The sequence below is a fragment of the Clostridium sp. AM34-9AC genome (assembly GCF_003480225.1).
Classification (GTDB): Bacteria; Bacillota; Clostridia; order Lachnospirales; family Lachnospiraceae; genus Acetatifactor; species Acetatifactor acetigignens.
Genome location: NZ_QUIU01000007.1, coordinates 12,179 through 31,088, shown reverse-complemented (window position 1 = coordinate 31,088; position 18,910 = coordinate 12,179). Strand labels below are relative to the sequence as shown.

Here is an 18,910-nt window from a genome sequence, read left to right as displayed (position 1 = left end):
TAAAAAGAAATTTTGATGAATTTTACTGGAAAAGGACGTTCAAATGAAAAAGGAAATCTATAGTTATAACAGTGAAAGCTTAACCTGCAACGCCAGACCGATCCTGCCCATCATGGGAGAATTCCATTTCTCCCGCTATCCGGAAGGGGAATGGAAAACAGCAATTAAGAATATGCAACAGGGCGGTGTAGACATCGTTGCTACGTACGTGTTTTGGATCCACCATGAGGAAGCGGAAGGTGAGTGGGATTTTTCCGGCAGAAGAAATCTGAAGGCGTTTTTGAGTTGCTGTCAGGAAGCCGGGATGAAAGTATGGCTCCGTATCGGTCCGTGGGCACACGGAGAGTGCAGGAACGGCGGTTTCCCAGACTGGCTGGTGGAGAAAGAAAAGCGGGGCAAACTGTCTCTTAGAACAGATGATCCGCAGTATCTCAAGTATGTGGACCTCTTTTTTACCAAGATTGCCGAGCAGGCGGATGGGTATATGCATAAGGACGATGGTCCCGTCATCGGCATTCAGATCGAGAATGAATACGGGCATGCCGGTGGCCCTTCCGACAGGGAAGAGGGCATGGCGCATATGCGCACACTCAGAGCTATGGCGGAGAAAAAGGGACTGACCGCTCCCTATTTTTCAGCGACCGGATGGGGAGGCGCTTATGTACCGGAAAACTTCCTGCCGGTGCTTGGCGGGTATGTGGATGCTCCGTGGGCGAATCATACCCACGAACTTGCGGCAAGCGAGAATTTCCTGTTTCAGCCTTTTCACGACGATGCAAATATTGCATCGGATTTCGCCGAAGGACAGAGTGGTTTTACCTTTGATACGTCAAAATTCTCTTACCTGACGGCGGAGCTGGGTGGGGGACTGCAGGTGACGGCACACAGACGCACCTACCCTTACCCGGAGGATATCGAGGCACAGACGATCTGCATGTTGGGAGCAGGGGCAAATCTGATCGGGTATTATATGTACCACGGCGGCGTGAACCCCGACGGACAATATACCACCCTGCAGGAGTCGAAGGCAACCGGCTATGCCAATGATCTTCCTGTGAAAAGCTATGATTTTCAGACGTGCCTGCGGGAAAACGGTCTGCCGTCAGAAAGTTATTATCGACTGCGCAAACACCATATTTTTATCAAAAATACAGAAGAACTGCTGGCACCGGCGAAAGTGTATCTGCCGGATAATATTCCCGAGCCCATGGGTGCAGAAGATATGGAGACGTTGCGGGCAGCGTTCCGCTATAATAAAACGGCGGACTGCGGGTTCTTATTTATCAATAATCACCAGAGAAAACGGAAAATGACGGAGAAACAGATCACACCGGAAAAGCCATTACAGTTTACGGTGACAGATGTTGAAGGAATACAGAGGCAGATGATTTTCGACCGGATTCATGTGCGGACGGATGCGATTCTGGTGCTGCCTTATAATCTGCCGGTGGTGATACGGGGAGAGCAGTTCAGACTTCGGGAAACCAATGCCTCTTATCTGGGATACTTTGGCGGAACTTATTATTTCTATACGGATGAGAAGCCGGAGGATATTTATTTCGAGTGGAGTGATGGCAATGATCATGCGGAAGCGGTAAGGATCCTTACCATACACGATGCGGAGCATTTTTGTTATGCGCAGGAAGGGGCAGATGAAAAGGGCAAGGTGAGTCTGCTGCCGGATCTGCACTTTGCGGAAGCTGGTAAGGTGCGGATCACGGATGCCGGACAGGCAGTGGAAAGCATCTGGAACGTATATGGTCAAACAGAACCAAACGTCTATGAATTAACCTTGGAATATGAGTATCACCCGGCGGATGCACTGTCAGGCGATGTCTGGCTGGAACTGGACTTTGGCGGAGACTGCGCACGCTTGTATCAGGACGGAAAACTGATTGACGACTGGTTCTCCAATGGTGAACTATGGCGTGTGGCTCTGAAACGCTACGGCTGCCCGACACAACTGACCCTGGAACTGGATCCGTTCAAAATGGAGGTCTATTATGATCTGCCGCCGAAGCGGGAGAACCGTCTGGCAGGGGCGAGACTGCTGCATCTGAACTGACCGGAATCCGGTCTGGCGGGATTCGTTTTGAAAACAGAAGGATAAAAAAGAGGACACCTATATGAAAGATATGACACAGGGCAAACCATTAAAACTGATCATCGGCTTCGCCGTACCGATGCTGATCGGCAACATATTCCAACAGGTATATAATGTGGCGGACACAGTGATCGTGGGAAGATTTTTGGGCGAGAGTGCTCTGGCGGGGGTAGGAAGTACAGGAACCCTGACCTATTTTCTGCTGGCGCTCGTCAGTGGCATGTGTAACGGTGCCGGACTGGTGGTGGCGCAGTGCTTTGGCTGTGGCAATAAAGAGAGACTGGCGAAGACTGTGACGGCACTTGTCTGGGTGGCAGGTGGGCTGACCTGCATCATGTCACTCATCGGAATTTTCGGCGCGGAGTTTTTCCTGCGGTTGTTGAGTGTACCGGAGAATGTCATCGGTTATTCCGCAGAATATCTGCATATCATCTACACCTTTGTATTCGGCAGCGTGGTATACAACGGCTGTGCGGCAATCCTGAACAGTGTGGGAGATTCGAAGACTCCGTTGCGGGCGGTGATCGCTTCCTCTGTCGTGAATATTGTGTTTGACCTTTTTTTAATCATTATCTGCAAGATGGGAGTGGCGGGAGCAGCCTATGCGACGATTCTGGCACAGTGTACTTCGGCAGTAATCTGTTTTGCAAAAGTCATGAAGGGGAGAGAAGAGATTGGCCTCTCTCTGATGAAATGGAAGCCGGAGGCTGGTTATATCCGGTTGGTAGTGAAGACCGGATTCCCGGCGGCGTTCCAGTCCTGTATGATCGCACTGGGCGGCATGAGTGTCCAGAGACTGGTGAATTCCTTCGGCTCGTCCACCATGGCGGCCTACGTGGCGGCAAATCGTGTGGACAGTGTGGCGATCCAGGTCATCGTCTCTATTGGAACGGCACTTTCGGTATTTACTGGGCAGAACATTGCGAAGAATCAGTATGACCGGATCCGGGAAGCTCTCTATAAGACATTGGGTGTCATGGTGGGAGCCAGTATTTTTATTGCCTCCATGGTACTTATTTTCCGGGTTCAGTTAATGACGCTGTTTTTGGATGCGAACGAATCGGGAGAAGCCATCGGCATCGGCTGTACGTATCTGACGATCATCGGCGTGGCTTATGTGATCGCCGGTGTGATGCAGAGCTACCAGAATGTGATCCGCGGCGCCGGAGATGTGAATACCTGCATGGTAGCAGGATTAACGGAACTGTCCGGCAGGATCGTGTTTGCTTATCTGCTGTCCGGAATTCTGGGAGTTACAGGAATCTGGATCGCCACACCCCTGTCCTGGAGCTGCGGCTGTGTGATCCCGGTGATCCGTTATTATTCCGGCAGATGGAAACATAAAAGGCTGGCTTAATGCCCGGAACTGCCGGAGTGCAGAGAGCAGCTATTCCGGTCGCATCCAGCCGGCGAATTCCAAAATGGACTGGTTCTCCGCTTTTTTCTCGCTTTGCTGCATCTGCTTGCGGTATTCTCTGGGAGACATCTGCATCAGCTTGATGAAGTAGCGGTTGAAGCTGGATACGGAATGGAAGCCTACCATCTCGGAGATGTCCAGAATAGAGTGTTCTGTACTGCGCAGCAGGATACAGGATTTCAAGATCCGGGTATTGTTCACATAGTCCAACGGGGAGGTGCCCATGATATCGTGGAAGACCCGGCGGAAGTGCGTCGGACTCCAATGGCACAGTTCCGCCAGATATTCAATGGTAAACTGCTGCATATAATTTTCTTCGATATAATCCAGAGCGGGTGAGATCACCAGAGAGTTTTCGACGATCTCGCCCTCTTTTTTGCGCCCCTGTAAGGCAAGGATCTCGGGAGAACCCGGTTTCGCAGTGGCGGGGTTGGCACCGCCGAGACTTTCAATCCTGTACAGCTCGATATAGAGGGAGCACAACAGGCTTCTGGCACTGATCTGGTAACAGGGATTCTGTTCTTCCAGTTCGTGGATGATATGAGATACCAGATAGTTGATGTGGGGAAAAGACTCTTTGCTGAAAATATAGCGGAACCCCGGGAAGCCGTCTGTGGAGAGGTCGTGATTTTTCCAGGAAGCGGGGAGAAGATTGCGGAACAACTCCTTCGGATCCAGAAACAGATAGGACCAGTGGCTTTTTGTGCCCGGGGCACTATAAGTGGTGTGTGGAACATTACGGGGCAATACGGTGACATCACCGGCATGGAAGGTCTGTTTTTCGCCATTGATCTCTAATGTGCCGCTGTCGGAATGACAGATCCCGATCTCCAGACAGTTATGAAAATGAAGACTTCCGCTGGGGATATCCGAGATCTTCCAATAATCACCGGACAGAAGCAGCACGGGGAACTGCATGGGCAGATAATAGCTTCGGTATTCTGTGACTGCTCGTTTGGATTTTGCCATGTTATGCCTCCTGTTTCAAAGTTTCCCAAATGGCATTGTGCATCCTGCATGATGCTGTGATGAAAAGAAACTATACAGTGGAAATAATGTCTATACATTATATATAACAATTAAAGTTGACAAAATCAACCATTATGTTGCAAAATGACTTTTCAGGGGCGGAAACGCTTCCGACAATAGAGATTAAAAAAGGCTAAAAACTGTGTGAAATGGCGGCTTCTACAGAAAATAAGCTCTAAAATCCATGACGATTTTACGAAAATGCAACGAAACTTCAATACTTACGAAAAACGACCATGATCTATAATGGTTGTTTTTGCATAGTTTTCTATATTGATTGATTAGAAAAATACGACAACATGTATGATAATATGCTTACAAGGTTACAAAAAGTGTACAAAATGACGAGAAAATATAGTTGACACTTGAGGAGGTTCGACATGGCGAAGAAGAATGCAGCCAATGTGGTGGGTGTGAAAACAAAAACCACTTGGAAACAAGCTTTTAAAAGAGACTGGCAGTTGTATCTGCTGTTATTGTTTCCGTTGATCATGGTAATTGTATTCAGCTACGGAGCATACCCGGGACTACGGATGGCCTTCATGGATTACAAGCCGGCGAAGGGATATGCAGGCAGTGAATGGGTGGGAATGAAGACATTCATTAAAATATTTAAGGATGCCGATTTCATGAGAGCGCTCCGCAACTCCGTAGTGTTCAATCTGGCAGACCTGCTAGTTGGTTTCCCGATGCCCATCATTCTGGCATTGATCCTGAATGAATTAAGATATCCCAGATTCAAGAAAGTATCACAGACGATCCTGTATCTGCCACATTTCCTTTCCTGGGCTATCATCGGAAGCGTAGCCATGACAATGTTTCGTCCGAACTCCGGTCTGGTGAATATCCTGCTGACGAACCTGGGAGTGATCTCCGAAGGAATTCCTTTCCTGAATGAGAAATGGCACTGGGCAGTTACATATCTGCTGATCGGTGTATGGCAGACGATGGGATGGGGCACGATCCTCTACCTGGCGGCGATCACCGGTATCAACGGAGAGCTGTATGAAGCAGCCATGATCGACGGTGCGAACCGCTGGAAGAGAATGTGGCATATCACACTTCCCGGTATCAAGAGTACAGTAGTAACACTACTGATCCTGAACCTCGGACGTGTCATGGGAAGTAACTTGGAACGTCTGACCGCATTGGAGAATTCACAGGTCAAGGACTTCCAGTATCAGCTGGCTGTCTACATTTACAACAAAGGTATTGGAGCCGGAAAATTCAGTGCGGCGACCGCAGTTGGTCTGTTCCAGTCATTGATCGGATTGATCCTGGTTCTGTTATCTGATAAATTCGCAAAGAAGCTTGGCGAAGACGGATTACTGTAGGAGGTGAGAGAGATGAAGAAAAAAGAAGTTAATATTAATGAAGAATCTACCTCCGCAGGCGGAGCACATGCGGTCAACAAATTCCGCATCAGTGATTTCGTCATGATGGCTGTGATCGTCATCCTCTGCGCCAGCTGTGTATTACCGTTCTTACATGTAGCAGTAAAATCCATATCCGGTAATACCGCAGTAATGTCCAAGAGCGTTTACTTCTGGCCCAAAGACATCACCTTCGATGCTTACAAGAAGGTATTTGCAGATAACTCCATGACCTACTCCATGATCTTCTCGGTGATCGTTACCGTGATCTTCACCGCTCTGGGAATGCTGGTATGTACTTGTGCCGCTTATCCTCTTTCCAAGAAGAGACTGAAGGGCAAAAAGTTACTGACTTTCCTGCTGATGGTACCGATGTACTTCAGTGCCGGCATCATTCCCAGCTACCTGTTATATCAGAAGCTGCATGTGCTGGATACCATGTGGGTGTTGATCTTACCTCTGATCTATTCCCCGTACAACATGCTGATCATGAAGAACTACTTCCAGAGTACGATTCCCGACAGCTTAGAGGAATCCGCTTTCCTGGATGGCGCAAGTAATTTCCAGATCTTAAGCAGTATCGTATTACCGCTGTCCAAACCGATCCTGGCAACGTTGTCTCTGTTCTATGCGGTAGGCCGCTGGAATTCCTACGCAGACAACATGTACTATACCAAGAGCGCCGATCTGAAACTGATCCAGTATAAGTTATATCAGTTGGTTGCATCCGCAGCGGAAGCACAGACTTCATCTCTGGCAGATACCGGAAGCGCGATCCAGTCCACCCCCGAAGTGCTGCAGGCAGCAAGTATTATGTTCGTAACCATTCCTATCATTATCATTTATCCTTTCCTGCAGAAGTATTTCGTACAGGGAACCATGATCGGAGCGGTAAAGGGTTAAAAGAGTTCGAAGAAACAAGAGCAACCATGTTAGTTTTCCCCAAAACCGGGGGTACACATAAAACTATGTATAATTTTTAAGGAGGATTGATTTATGAAGAAGAATACTCTTCACAAGGTAATGGCAACAGCACTTGTTGGTGCTATGGCAATGAGCACTCTGACCGGATGCGGCAGCAGTGCGGACAACACAACCGCAGATGCCGGAACAAAGGAATCTGTAGCAGAGAGTTCTGCAGCAAGCACAGATGCAGGAGCATCCACAGCAGTAGCAGGTATTGATGGATGGGAGGCTTTCGCAGACAATGTTACTCTGCAGATCCCCGTATACGATCGTGGTTCTTCCGGAAACGGATGCTCTGATGTAGAGAACAACTACTGGACCAACTGGGTACAGGAGAACTTCGGTGATAAGTACAACATCACGGTAGAATATGTAGGAATTACCCGTAGCGACGTTATGACTGATTACGCTATGTTGGCAGCAAGTCAGAGCCTTCCTACCATCTGTATGGAATATGACTATGATAAGCTGGCAAGCTGGCAGGCAGACGGCTATCTGCAGACCTACGATGTAGAAGAGTTCAAGCAGATCGCTCCTACTTACTGGGAGACCATGGTAGAGCACGGCAACGATGCTTACACCAAGCTGGATGATGAAGATTATCTGGTACTCGGTTACAGACCTTACGGTAACACCACTTATACCTGGTGTACTTTCTATCGTCAGGACTGGCTGGAAGAAGCTGGCTTCTCTGAGTATCCTGTTGGCGACAACACCAAGCTGTTAGAGCTGTATGCAAAACTGGTTGAGAACGGCCATCAGTATCCTTTAAGCGGTAAGAAAGTAAGCGGCGCAGGTATTGACCAGAACTATGGTTACAGAGATTATCCTCAGGATGAGACCACATGGGCAACCACCGGTGACTACCAGATCCCCGCTCTGTCCACCGAGGCTCAGAAGAGATTCTTAAAATGGGAGAACGAGCTGTACAACGATGGTTACTACAATCCTGAGTACTATATGAGAGATGCTTCCGAGGCAGAGGCAGACTTCATCAACGGTGAAGCATTTACCTGGACCGGATATATCTCCTCCAGCATGAACGTACTGAACTCCTTCTATGATGCTAACCCCGATGCCAAGCTGGCAGTAGCAGTGACTCCTTCCACCTGGACACAGGATGAGACCTGGGGATCTTCCGCTTCTTACAGACCCGGAACCAACTTCGGTATGATGGTTGGCTTCGCTAACGATGCTACCGAGGATGAAGTAAAGGCAGCTATGATGTACCTTGAGTGGCTGAACCAGCCCGAGAATCTGTTCACTATGCAGTGGGGTATCGAAGGCGTGAACTTCAATTATGATGATAACGGCGATCCCGTAGCAGTAGCAGATCAGACCGGTCTGGCTGAGCAGCAGGGACACAACAACAACGTAGACTACTGGTGTGCAGTAACCGCAGTTAAGACCCTCGGATCTATCGAGAAAGATATCCAGGCAGTTACCCCTCAGGGTATTCCTCAGGACTTCTATGATCAGATCCTGGCTAACTACAACGGACAGGTTGCTATCTATGAAGCAGGCAAGGCTAACTCCGACTGTCTGTTCGCAACCGCTATCGATGCTGTTACTGAGTACAACCAGACGCTGTATGATCTGTATACTGAGTACCGTGACAAGCTGACCATGTGCCCTAAGGACCAGTTCGATTCTCTGTATGAAGAACTGAGCCAGAAGTACCTGGATGCAGGTTATCAGGAAGTTATCGATGAGAGACAGGCTGCTCTGGATGCAGGTAACACCACCAGACTTCAGTAAGTAAAAAGTTTTATTACAGGAAGTACATACAGCCCCCAGGCATGAATGGCTTGGGGGCTATATTAAAAATGTAACTATTCAGAGCGATTTTGTGAATGGGGTTCTGAATAGTTGAAGATACTTTATGTCCTTTTCCGACCGACTGTTTTACAATAAAAACAACTGTGGGAAAAGAATATAAAGAGTCAAAAGGCAGAAATGGAGGAGCTATGTTAAAACTGGAATATGATAAGAAAGAAATAGAGGGAGTCATTGACAAGATCGTCAAAAAGACTATGAATATGGATCTCACCTGGGACTGGCCCTGTGGTGTGGCATATTACGGAATCAGCGATGCCTATGAAAAGACAGGCAAGAAGGAATATCTGGATCTGTTAAAGGATCGTATCGACGAACTGATCGATCTGGGACTGCCCAAGGTATGGACAGTAAATGCCTGTGCCATGGGACATTGCCTGATCACCTTATACCAGGCCACCGGAGAGCAGCAGTATCATGACATTCTTATGAGTAAGATCACTTATTTAAGAAAAGATGCCCTGCGTTTCGGAGATCATGTATTGCAGCATACCGTATCTGCCAACAACGATTTCCCGGAGCAGTGCTGGTGTGACACTTTGTTCATGGCAGCGTTCCTGATGCTGCGTGTGGGCGTGATGGAACACGATGAAGAACTGATCGATGATGCCTTGAACCAGTACTACTGGCATATCAAATATTTACAGAATCCCAGCAGTGGACTCTGGTATCACGGCTATGACAATATTGCCGGAGATCATATGTCCGGCATCTATTGGGGAAGAGCCAATGCCTGGGCAGCATTTACCATGTCGCAGGTAGGCGGTATTCTGCCTCAGTGCTATCTGTATCCGAAGTATATCGATGTGGCCGGCTCCTTAAATGAGCAGTTGGCAGCCCTGAAGGTATACCAGACGGAGAATGGATTGTGGAGAACCGTAGTGGATGATCCGGAATCTTATGAAGAGATTTCCGCATCTGCAGGAATTGCCGCAGCAATGCTGACCAGAGGCAATCCTTTACACAGCAAATATATCAACAAGGCCATCAAGGGCCTGCTTGCCAATGTCAGCGAGGATGGTAAGGTGATGAATGTCTCCGGCGGAACTGCCGTCATGAGAGACAAGGAAGGATACAGAGGCATTCCCAAGGCGTATATTCAGGGATGGGGACAGGGACTGGCACTTTCCTTCTTTGCAACCTTGTTAATTTCCGATGATATTGAGAAGGATGGTGCGTTATAGATGTTTCGCAGGAATTTCCTGTTCGGAAAGGATGGAGGAACGGCCAATCTGATCGATGTGGGCAGCGAAGACCTCTATCAGCCGGGCCAAGGTTACGGTTTTGTAACAGAAAAAAACAGAAGAGAGCAGGAGTTGCTGCAGATCCGGGAACTGAATTCCTCTTTTGATACGATGTACTGGTATCAAAACGAACAGATGTCCTTCCTGAAGGAAGATGAGAACGGCTGCTATTTGGATTCTGCGGAAGAAGTGGCAGCGTTGGAGAGGCAGTCGGGAGAACCGATGTCTGGCTCACCCAGGAGGATTCCGCTGATCTTCAAGGTAGATGTACCCAGACAGGGGAACTACAGGATCACCCTGACCATCCGATCAGAAGAGGAAATGGGAGAGATACTGATCTTCACCGGAAGAAGACGGCTGGCTTTTCATGGCACAGTGGGAGCCGGAGAGTTCACTTATACAATGATTACAAATGTCTGCGATATTGTACCTGTGGGTTATTCCCGGATTTTTGCGGATAAGACTGTGGATATTGCAGTACTGGCGGACAGACCAAGGATCAGTGCTCTTACGGTAGAAGAGGTGAACGGTCCTACGGTTTATCTGGCGGGTGATTCCACAGTGACAGATCAGCCCGGAGATTATCCCTATTATCCAGGCACCTGTTACTGTGGCTGGGGACAGATGCTTCCGGCATATTTTGACACACGTGTGGCAGTGTCGAATCATTCCCACTCCGGACTGACTACCGATAGCTTCCGCAAGGAAGGGCATTATGCGGTGATCTCTCAGTACAGCAAGCCGGGAGATTATGTGTTTTTCCAGTTCGGGCATAATGATCAGAAGCTTCCCGGGCTGCAGGCAAAGGGCGGATACCGGGCGAATCTGCAACGCTATATCAAAGAAAATCAGGCAAAGGGGGTCTATCCGGTATTGGTGACACCCATTGCAAGAAATACCTGGCGACTGCGGGATCAGACGTATCTGGATCTGCTGGAGGAATTTGCAGATGTGTGTCTGGAACTGGGAACACAGTACGGTATTCCGGTGTTGGATCTTCATGCCCACAGTAAAGAATACGTTCTGGAAAAGGGATTGCAGGACGCAAAACCCATCTTTTTCCCAGGGGATTATACTCATACCAATGACTTCGGTGCTTATAAGATGGCAGGATATGTGGCACAGGAGATCCGGGAGAAATGCAAAGGTCATTCTGAAAGAGCCTACGCTTATCTGGCAGAGTGCGTGACGGATGGTTTCGGCGCATGGGAGCCTGTGGGACAAATCAATGTTCCTAAGAAACCGGAGATCTACAAGGACATTCCGGATCCTGCAGGAGATCAGGTGCTGTTGTCTGAGGCAGAGCAGCTGGAACGTGTGGTCAGACTGTGTCTGAAAGAGGAATTGCTGTAACAGGACAGATATTGTACCGGAAAATAGAAGTGAAGAAATGACAGGAATGAAAAATAAGCAGGAATATGAGGAGGAACTCAGAATGGGAAAAGGTGGTTTTACCTTACCGGGAGAATCAGGATATGAAGAACTGACTCTGAAAATGGCGGAAAAATGGGGAGCAGATGTGATCCGTGACAGTGATGGAACCGTGCTTTCCGACGAAATCACCCATGCCGGTTACGGAATCTATTCTACCATTTGTATTATCAGAGATCACAATGCCTGGGCAAAGGAGAATCAGGACAAATTACAGCAGACCTTCCTGTGCACACCGCCCCAGGCAGCAGAGAGTGACACCCTGACCATCGGACTGATGGACAGCTTTTTTGCGGAGCAGTTCCGGATCAATGATAGCGCAGAGAGTCTGGAATATTGGGAGGTTTATGACAGAACCACCAATGTGAAGATCGACAATGCGGACTGGAGCTATGACAAAGAGAAGGGAAGCGTGTCCCTGAGCGGCATCATCCCTTTTCATAAGTATACAGTAAGCTTCTTAGCCTATCGTATCTGGGAAGAAATCTCTATGTACAATCATACTACGAACCATTGGGACAAGGAGCATCTGATGCAGATCGATCCCAGATATCCTGAGACTCAGGAGTATCTGCTGGGATGGATGAAGCACTGGTGTGAGACCCATCCGGATACCACGGTGGTGCGCTTTACCTCCATGTTCTACAATTTCGTATGGATCTGGGGCAGCAGTGAGAGGAACCGGAATCTGTTCTCTGACTGGGGTTCCTATGATTTCACTGTGAGCGTTCCTGCTTTACAGGAGTTCGAGAAACAATACGGATATCGCATGACAGCGGAAGATTTTATCAATAAGGGACAGCTGCATGTGACTCATATGCCTGGCAATGCGAAAAAGGCGGATTGGATGGCATTTATCAATGATTTCGTTATTTCCTTTGGCAGGAAGCTGATCGATATGGTGCATTCCTACGGCAAAAAGGCTTATGTCTTCTATGACGACAGCTGGGTAGGCGTGGAGCCTTATAATGGCAGATTTCAGGAGTTTGGTTTTGACGGACTGATCAAATGTGTATTCTCCGGTTATGAAGCCAGACTGTGTGCGGGCGTGGATGTGCCTACACATGAACTGCGTCTGCACCCCTATCTGTTCCCGGTGGGGTTGGGCGGTGCTCCGACTTTCATGGAGGGCGGAGATCCTGCCCTGGATGCGAAAAAATACTGGAACAGCGTAAGACGTGCCCTGCTGCGTGCGAAGATCGACCGGATCGGTCTCGGCGGATACCTTCATCTGGTGGAGGGTTTCCCGGATTTCTGTGATTATATTGAAAAAGTGGCAGATGAGTTCCGTCTGATCCGCAGCTTCCACGATGCGGGAGAACCTTACCACATCAAGACCCGTGTGGCAGTGCTGCATTATTGGGGAAGCTTACGTTCCTGGACCTTGTCCGGACACTTTCATGAGACTTATATGCATGACCTGATCCACATCAACGAAGCTTTGTCCGGACTTCCTGTGGATGTGAAATTTATTTCCTTTGAGGATGTAAAAAATGGTATACTGAAGGACGTAGATGTCGTAATCAATGCAGGCAGAGCCGGAAGCGCCTGGAGCGGCGGGGATGCCTGGAAGGATGAGGAGCTTGTTACTGCACTTACAAAGTGGGTACACGAGGGAGGCTGCTTTATCGGTGTGAACGAGCCTTCCGCTGTAGAAGGATATGATACGTATTTCCGTATGGCACATGTGCTGGGAATTGACGAGGACACCGGCGCAAGAGTCTGTCACGGCAGATGGACCTTTGAGACAGCGGATCCGGAGCATCTGATCCCAGAGGGCGCAGGTGTGGAAGCGAAGGAGAACCGGTATCTGACGGATGGAAAAGCACAGGTACTTCTGGCAGACGGCGGGAAGCCACTGATCACCCTGAATCATTTCGGCAAGGGACTGGGAATCTATCTGTCTTCCTTCCAGGTGAACCTGTGGAATACCAGAATGCTGTACCAGCTGATCCGTTATGCCGGTGGAGAAGGCACCTCCGGCAGCTATATGACGGATAACCTGTATACAGAATGTGCTTATTACCCGGAGAGTAAAAAACTGGTAGTCATCAACAACAGTGACACCGAGCAGACCACCACTATCCCAACGGAAGCGGGCGCATGTACGGTAACCATTGCACCTTACGACACTACCTTTGTAGAAATCAGATAACCAACGATAACGATCAGGGCGGAAATCCTGTGTTCGTTTTCTGAGGGAGCAGAACGCAAAGGAGGCAGAGAATGCATAACGAAAAAGAAAGACCTACGGAATATTTCCCGGACGGAACTCCCATAGATGACTGGTTTTATGATATAGGGATGCCGGAGCTTGAGGAACTGGGCAGACCCTATGTCCTCACAGAGTACGGGATCTGGGACGACGGAAAAGTTTATACCAAAGAGATCCAGAAGGTGATCGACCTGGCGGCAGAAGAGGGCGGTGGTGTCCTGGTGGTGCCGCCGGGAACCTATCTGACGGGAGCACTTTATTTCAAACAGGGAGTGAATCTCTATGTTTCCGCCGGTGCGACGTTAAAGGGCAGCGATGATATCTCGGATTATGATCTGGCCGAGACCCGGATCGAGGGAGAGACCTGCCTGTATTTTACGGCACTGATCAATGCGGACGGTCTGAATGGATTTACCATGTGCGGACCGGGCACTATTGACGGTAACGGACTTAAGACCTGGAAAGCCTGCTGGCTGCGCTGGAAATGGAGTAACGGCACCAACAAGGATGGTCAGAGACCCCGGCTGGTCTATCTGTCCAACTGCAGAAATGTGCGGATCGCCGGTCTGAATTTACAGAATTCCCATTTCTGGACCACACATATTTATAAATGTGACCATGTAAAATACTTGAACTGCCATATTTATTCCCCGGCAGGTCCTGTTGCGGCACCCAGTACGGATGCCATTGATATCGATGCGTGTACGGATGTGTTGGTGAAAGGCTGTTATATGGAAGTCAATGACGACTCTGTGGTGCTGAAGGGCGGTAAGGGCCCCTGGGCGGACAGCCAGCCGGAGAACGGCTCCAATGAGCGGATTCTGGTGGAGGATTGTGTCTATGGCTTCTGCCATGGGTGTCTCACCTGTGGTTCGGAATCAGTACATAACCGCAATATCATCATGCGCAGGATTCAGATCAAGGGGGCAGCGAGACTGTTGTGGCTGAAAATGCGGCCGGACACCCCGCAGCACTATGAATATATCACGGTGGAGCAGATCGAAGGCCGGGTAAAGGAGTTCCTCAAGATTTATCCCTGGACCCAGTATTATGATCTGAAGGATCGGAAGGACAGGCCGCTGTCTTATGCAGATCACATCACGATGAAGGACTGTGACTGCATCTGTGATACCTTTTTTGATGTGATGCCGGATGAGAGCCAGTATCTGCTTTCCGATTTTACCCTGCAGGATCTGCGGATCAGGGCAAGAGTGGATAACTTTTCGGAAGACAAGTTAAGAAGTGTAGTATATGAGAATGTACAGGTGGAAGAAAGTACGGAGCCTGCGGAGAGCTGGCATGAAGTGAAGGGCTTTCAATAATGAACCAGCATCGAAAGGTAAATTTACTTTAGTGCCTGCCATTTTGGAAAAATATTTTTTGAACACTTTTTTGAAAATTCAGAAAGTTATCCACATCGTATGATTGCACGGGGGCGTTTTTCAAAAAATGTTTATAAATTTCATTTTCCTCTTGGAAGGCATCACCTTCTTTGCTAAAATAATCTCAGTTGTGGATTGCTTTATGCAATTCTCTTTTATATGATGTCGGGGTCAAAAGCCCCCGACTTTGATGCCTACGGATTGTTCCGTGCTACGCACTCCCACAATCCTACCCAATATTCGCATATCGTGGGGTTATCATCCCACTTTTATGCTCATATCGGGGCGGGTCCTAAGGTCTTTCACCCACCTATGAGCAAGCTCATGTGGGCTTAGACCTTTTGACCCTGGCATCTTTTATATTTTATAATGAACGCTCTGCAGGAATCGCACTGCGACGGAATGGCGTGATGCCGCAACAGTGGTAGGAAACGGATGCCTGCCACAGAAAGGATCAATATGGCAAAGGTTTATATTAACGAAAAGAACAAAAAGGGACATATCAATCCGGAACTTTACGGCAATTTCTCTGAGCATCTGGGAAGATGTATTTATGAGGGACTGTATGTAGGAGAGGATTCCGAGATCCCCAATACCAAAGGCATGCGTAATGATGTGGTGGCAGCCCTGAAGGAGATGAAGCTTCCGGTACTGCGCTGGCCCGGTGGGTGCTTCGCAGACGAATACCATTGGAAGGACGGCATCGGCCCGAAGGAGAACCGCAAGAAAATGATAAACACTCATTGGGGTGGTGTGACCGAGGACAACAGCTTCGGTACCCATGAGTTCTTCGAACTGTGTGAACAGATCGGTTGTAAGACCTACATCAATGGCAATGTGGGAAGCGGTACCGTACAGGAGATGTCCGAGTGGGTAGAGTACATGACTTTCGACGGGGTATCTCCTATGGCAGACCTGCGTAGAAAAAACGGCAGAGAGAAAGCATGGAAGGTGGATTACTTCGGTGTCGGTAACGAAAACTGGGGATGCGGCGGCAATATGACCCCATCCTACTATGGCAATCTGTACCGCAGATACCAGACCTATGTGAGAAATTATGATCAGAAGCACCCGATTTTCAAAGTCTGTTGCGGCCCCAATGCGGGAGATACTTATTGGACTGAAAATGTGCTGAAGACCTGTTTTGAAAATGCACCGGAATGGATGCATGGCTTTATGGACGGACTTTCCCTGCATTACTATACACTGCCGGAGGATGACTGGTCTCACAAGGGAAGTTCACTGGACTTCGACGATGCAGCATGGTATAAGACGCTGGCAAAGGCTTTTAAGCTGGATGAACTGATTCATAAGCATTCTACGATCATGGACAAATATGATCCTGAGAAGAAGATCGGACTGATCTGCGATGAGTGGGGCACCTGGTATGATGTGGAGCCCGGCACGAATCCCGGATTTTTATACCAGCAGAGTACCATGCGTGATGCTCTGGTGGCCGGACTGTCTTTAAATATTTTCAACAAGCACTGTGACCGTGTGAAGATGGCAAACATCGCACAGCTTATCAACGTACTGCAGGCAGTGATCCTGACCGAGGGACCGAAGATGCTGCGTACCCCGACTTACCATGTATTCCATATGTACAAATACCATCAGGATGCGGATCTGGTGGAAAGCTATATCGATGGTGTGGAACAGATCGGTGAAGATGAAAAGTTCAAGGTTCCCCATTTACAGGAATCCGCTTCCGTGGATAAGGACGGTGTTGTGACCATCACCCTGAACAACCTGTCCATTGATAAGGCAGAAGAGGTGGAGATCGCTTTCGCAGAGTGTGATCCAAAGCACGTGACCGCTGCGATACTAACCAATGATATGCATGCTTACAACACCTTTGAGGATCCCGATAAGGTACACGAAGAAGTATTTACGGAGTATAAGATCGCAGATGGCAGGATCACCTTTACCATGCCGGCATGCAGTGTCGTTATGTTCCGGATAAAATAAGCGATAAGAACAGTTATGGAAGAAGAACAAATAAGAGAAACAATAAAATATTCCTGTCGGAAATGTCTGTTGCGGGAAATGGACAAGAATGCCTATATGGAGAATCTGTATGCCTACATAGACAGGATCGAAGAGGATAGTAAAGCAGATAAGGCGGTCTATGAAGACCGCCTTGCTGTATGTAAGGAATGCAAATATCTGAATGAGGGCCTGTGCGGTGCCTGTGGCTGCTTTGTGGAACTGAGGGCTGTAATCGCCGTCAACCGGTGTCCTTATGAGAAGTGGTAACTTCTAAGATCAAAGGGTTACCTTCTCAGGAACATATTTTTTCAGGGCTGTAGCCACGGCCCCCACACCGGAGCTTAATTCTGCAAAATACTGTTTTACCAGAGTATCCATGCCGATGGCGTGGAGGTTCACACCGAATATTTTCTCATTGGCAAGTAATGCGTCCAGCTTTGACAGATCCTTGGGAGAGAAACTAAGTTCGTAGTCTGCAACGTACTGACGGGCTTCCTCTAACAGGGGGTCGGAGCTGGGCGTAAATTCTCTGCCCTCATCATCGATTCCCATGAGATACCGGAGCCATCCGGCATAGACCAGAGGAATCAGCTTCAGGTCTTCCGTATGCAGGTCTGGAGAAGCTTCGTAAGCTTTGATGGTCTCGCCGAAGCGGATGGAAAGCTTCTGGGAGGTATCGGTAGCGATTCTCTGGGGAGAATCCGGCAGGAAGGGATTGGGGATCCTCACATTCACCACTTCGTCAATGAATTTCTTCGGATCCAGGATGCCGGGATTTACCACTACGGGAAGTCCTTCTTTGTAACCGATGACTTCCACCATATTTTTCAATAACGGGTTCTTCATCTCTTCGGAGATCAGGGTATATCCCAAAAGGCAGCCATAGATGGCCAGTGCGGTGTGCAGAGGATTCAGGCAGGTACATACCTTCATTTTCTCCACTTTGTCTACGGTCGCTCTGTCGGTGAAGATGATGCCGCCTTTGTCCAGTGCGGGCTTACCGTTCGGAAAAGCATCTTCAATGACCAGGTATTCGCATTCTTCCGCATTGACAAAGGGAGCGATATAGGTGTTTTTGGAAGTAACTACGGCATCCAGACCGCCGATATGATCCTCGGCCAGCATAGCTTCTACTTTGGCATCAGGTCTGGGGGTGATCTTGTCGATCATGCTCCAGGGGAAGGTGACTTTCGTCTGGTCATTGACGTAGCCTAAGAAGCCGGCTTCCACCAGTCCGTTGTCGGTCCATGCCTTGGCGAACGCATTGACAGCGGCATATAATTTGTCACCGTTATGGGAGCAGTTGTCCATGCTGACCATGGCAATGGGGAGCGCTCCGTGAGTGTATCTGGTATAAAGCAGGGAGACTACCTTGCCCAGGTAGCTTTCGGGGGCTTCGGGACCTTTTTCGAAGTCAGCGGCTACTGCGGGGAAGAATTCTCCTTTGGCATTGGCGGTAGCATAGCCTTTTTCAGTGATGGTAAAGCTGGCCATCTGGAGAGAAGGATTTTTAAAAATCTCCCGGAGACGTGCGTATTCTGCTTCGTTTTTACTGTCCAGGATTAGAGACTCCATGATGCTGCCTACGATGGTCTTTTCCACGGTGTTGTCGGCCTTTAAGGTGGCGAGAATGCTTAAATTGTCGTGGGGACGGTAGCTTTTTTCAATGATCTCGTAGTCATAGCCTTCCGCTGCGATGAGACCGGTATCCAGAACGCCGCTGTTTAACAGATTCTGTGCTACGTTGGCCTGAAAGGCACGGAAGATATTGCCGGCACCGAAGTGGATCCAGTGGGGATGTTCCACGGTGTTTTTATGAACGGTATCGTAATCGAATTCCGGCAGATGATAACCGGCAGCGAGAAATGCGTCCCGGTCGTCATGAAGACTTTTTAAGGTAAGTTCCATAATGGTTTCCTCCAAA

The 18,910-nt window shown here is 48.7% G+C and carries 13 protein-coding genes; 11 read left to right on the top strand and 2 right to left on the bottom strand.

Annotated elements, in window-relative coordinates:
• Positions 1-43 precede the first annotated feature (43 nt).
• Together DW835_RS05730 and DW835_RS05725 are read left to right on the top strand one after the other, a co-directional pair.
• Positions 44-2,065 carry a beta-galactosidase gene (locus DW835_RS05730; RefSeq protein WP_118730821.1) on the top strand — a complete coding sequence of 674 codons (2,022 nt, stop codon included), beginning with the start codon at positions 44-46 and terminating at the stop codon, positions 2,063-2,065.
• Positions 2,066-2,126: 61 nt separating this feature from the next.
• Entirely contained in the window at positions 2,127-3,461 is a 1,335-nt protein-coding gene (locus tag DW835_RS05725) for an MATE family efflux transporter (protein ID WP_118730820.1), read from the top strand.
• Between the two features lie 30 nt (positions 3,462-3,491).
• Here the strand turns inward: DW835_RS05725 and DW835_RS05720 are convergent, their stop codons facing one another.
• Positions 3,492-4,490, bottom strand: a complete 999-nt coding sequence (locus tag DW835_RS05720) for a helix-turn-helix domain-containing protein (RefSeq protein WP_118668251.1) — start codon at positions 4,488-4,490, stop codon at positions 3,492-3,494.
• 440 nt (positions 4,491-4,930) lie between these two features.
• Between DW835_RS05720 and DW835_RS05715 the strand changes: the two genes are divergently transcribed.
• From DW835_RS05715 to DW835_RS05675, 9 genes are all read left to right on the top strand, one after another.
• Positions 4,931-5,884, top strand: coding sequence for an ABC transporter permease subunit (locus DW835_RS05715; protein ID WP_118502871.1), 954 nt, complete (start codon positions 4,931-4,933; stop codon positions 5,882-5,884).
• Between the two features lie 12 nt (positions 5,885-5,896).
• Positions 5,897-6,826: a carbohydrate ABC transporter permease gene (locus tag DW835_RS05710; protein WP_117465061.1), complete on the top strand. Its 930-nt coding sequence runs from the start codon at positions 5,897-5,899 to the stop codon at positions 6,824-6,826.
• 93 nt (positions 6,827-6,919) lie between these two features.
• On the top strand, positions 6,920-8,647 hold the full coding sequence (locus DW835_RS05705; RefSeq protein WP_118730819.1) for a sugar ABC transporter substrate-binding protein: 1,728 nt from the start codon (positions 6,920-6,922) through the stop codon (positions 8,645-8,647).
• A gap of 209 nt (positions 8,648-8,856) precedes the next feature.
• Positions 8,857-9,909 (top strand): glycoside hydrolase family 88 protein, encoded by a 1,053-nt coding sequence (locus tag DW835_RS05700; protein ID WP_118502866.1) that lies wholly within the window; start codon positions 8,857-8,859, stop codon positions 9,907-9,909.
• Entirely contained in the window at positions 9,910-11,322 is a 1,413-nt protein-coding gene (locus DW835_RS05695) for a rhamnogalacturonan acetylesterase (protein WP_118730818.1), read from the top strand.
• A 37-nt stretch (positions 11,323-11,359) separates the two neighbouring features.
• Positions 11,360-13,555, top strand: coding sequence for a 1,3-beta-galactosyl-N-acetylhexosamine phosphorylase (gene gnpA, locus DW835_RS05690; RefSeq protein WP_243037062.1), 2,196 nt, complete (start codon positions 11,360-11,362; stop codon positions 13,553-13,555).
• A gap of 71 nt (positions 13,556-13,626) precedes the next feature.
• A complete protein-coding gene (locus tag DW835_RS05685) occupies positions 13,627-14,937 on the top strand; it encodes a glycosyl hydrolase family 28 protein (protein WP_118502862.1) in 1,311 nt (436 codons plus the stop codon).
• A gap of 519 nt (positions 14,938-15,456) precedes the next feature.
• Positions 15,457-16,965, top strand: coding sequence for an alpha-L-arabinofuranosidase C-terminal domain-containing protein (locus DW835_RS05680; protein ID WP_118730850.1), 1,509 nt, complete (start codon positions 15,457-15,459; stop codon positions 16,963-16,965).
• 15 nt (positions 16,966-16,980) lie between these two features.
• The gene (locus DW835_RS05675; RefSeq protein WP_022313442.1) at positions 16,981-17,253 is read left to right on the top strand and encodes a DUF6171 family protein; all 273 of its coding nucleotides are present in this window, start codon (positions 16,981-16,983) and stop codon (positions 17,251-17,253) included.
• A gap of 9 nt (positions 17,254-17,262) precedes the next feature.
• Here DW835_RS05675 and DW835_RS05670 read toward each other — a convergent pair whose 3' ends face one another.
• The gene (locus DW835_RS05670) at positions 17,263-18,894 is read right to left on the bottom strand and encodes a mannitol dehydrogenase family protein (protein WP_118730817.1); all 1,632 of its coding nucleotides are present in this window, start codon (positions 18,892-18,894) and stop codon (positions 17,263-17,265) included.
• Between the last annotated feature and the right edge of the window lie 16 nt (positions 18,895-18,910).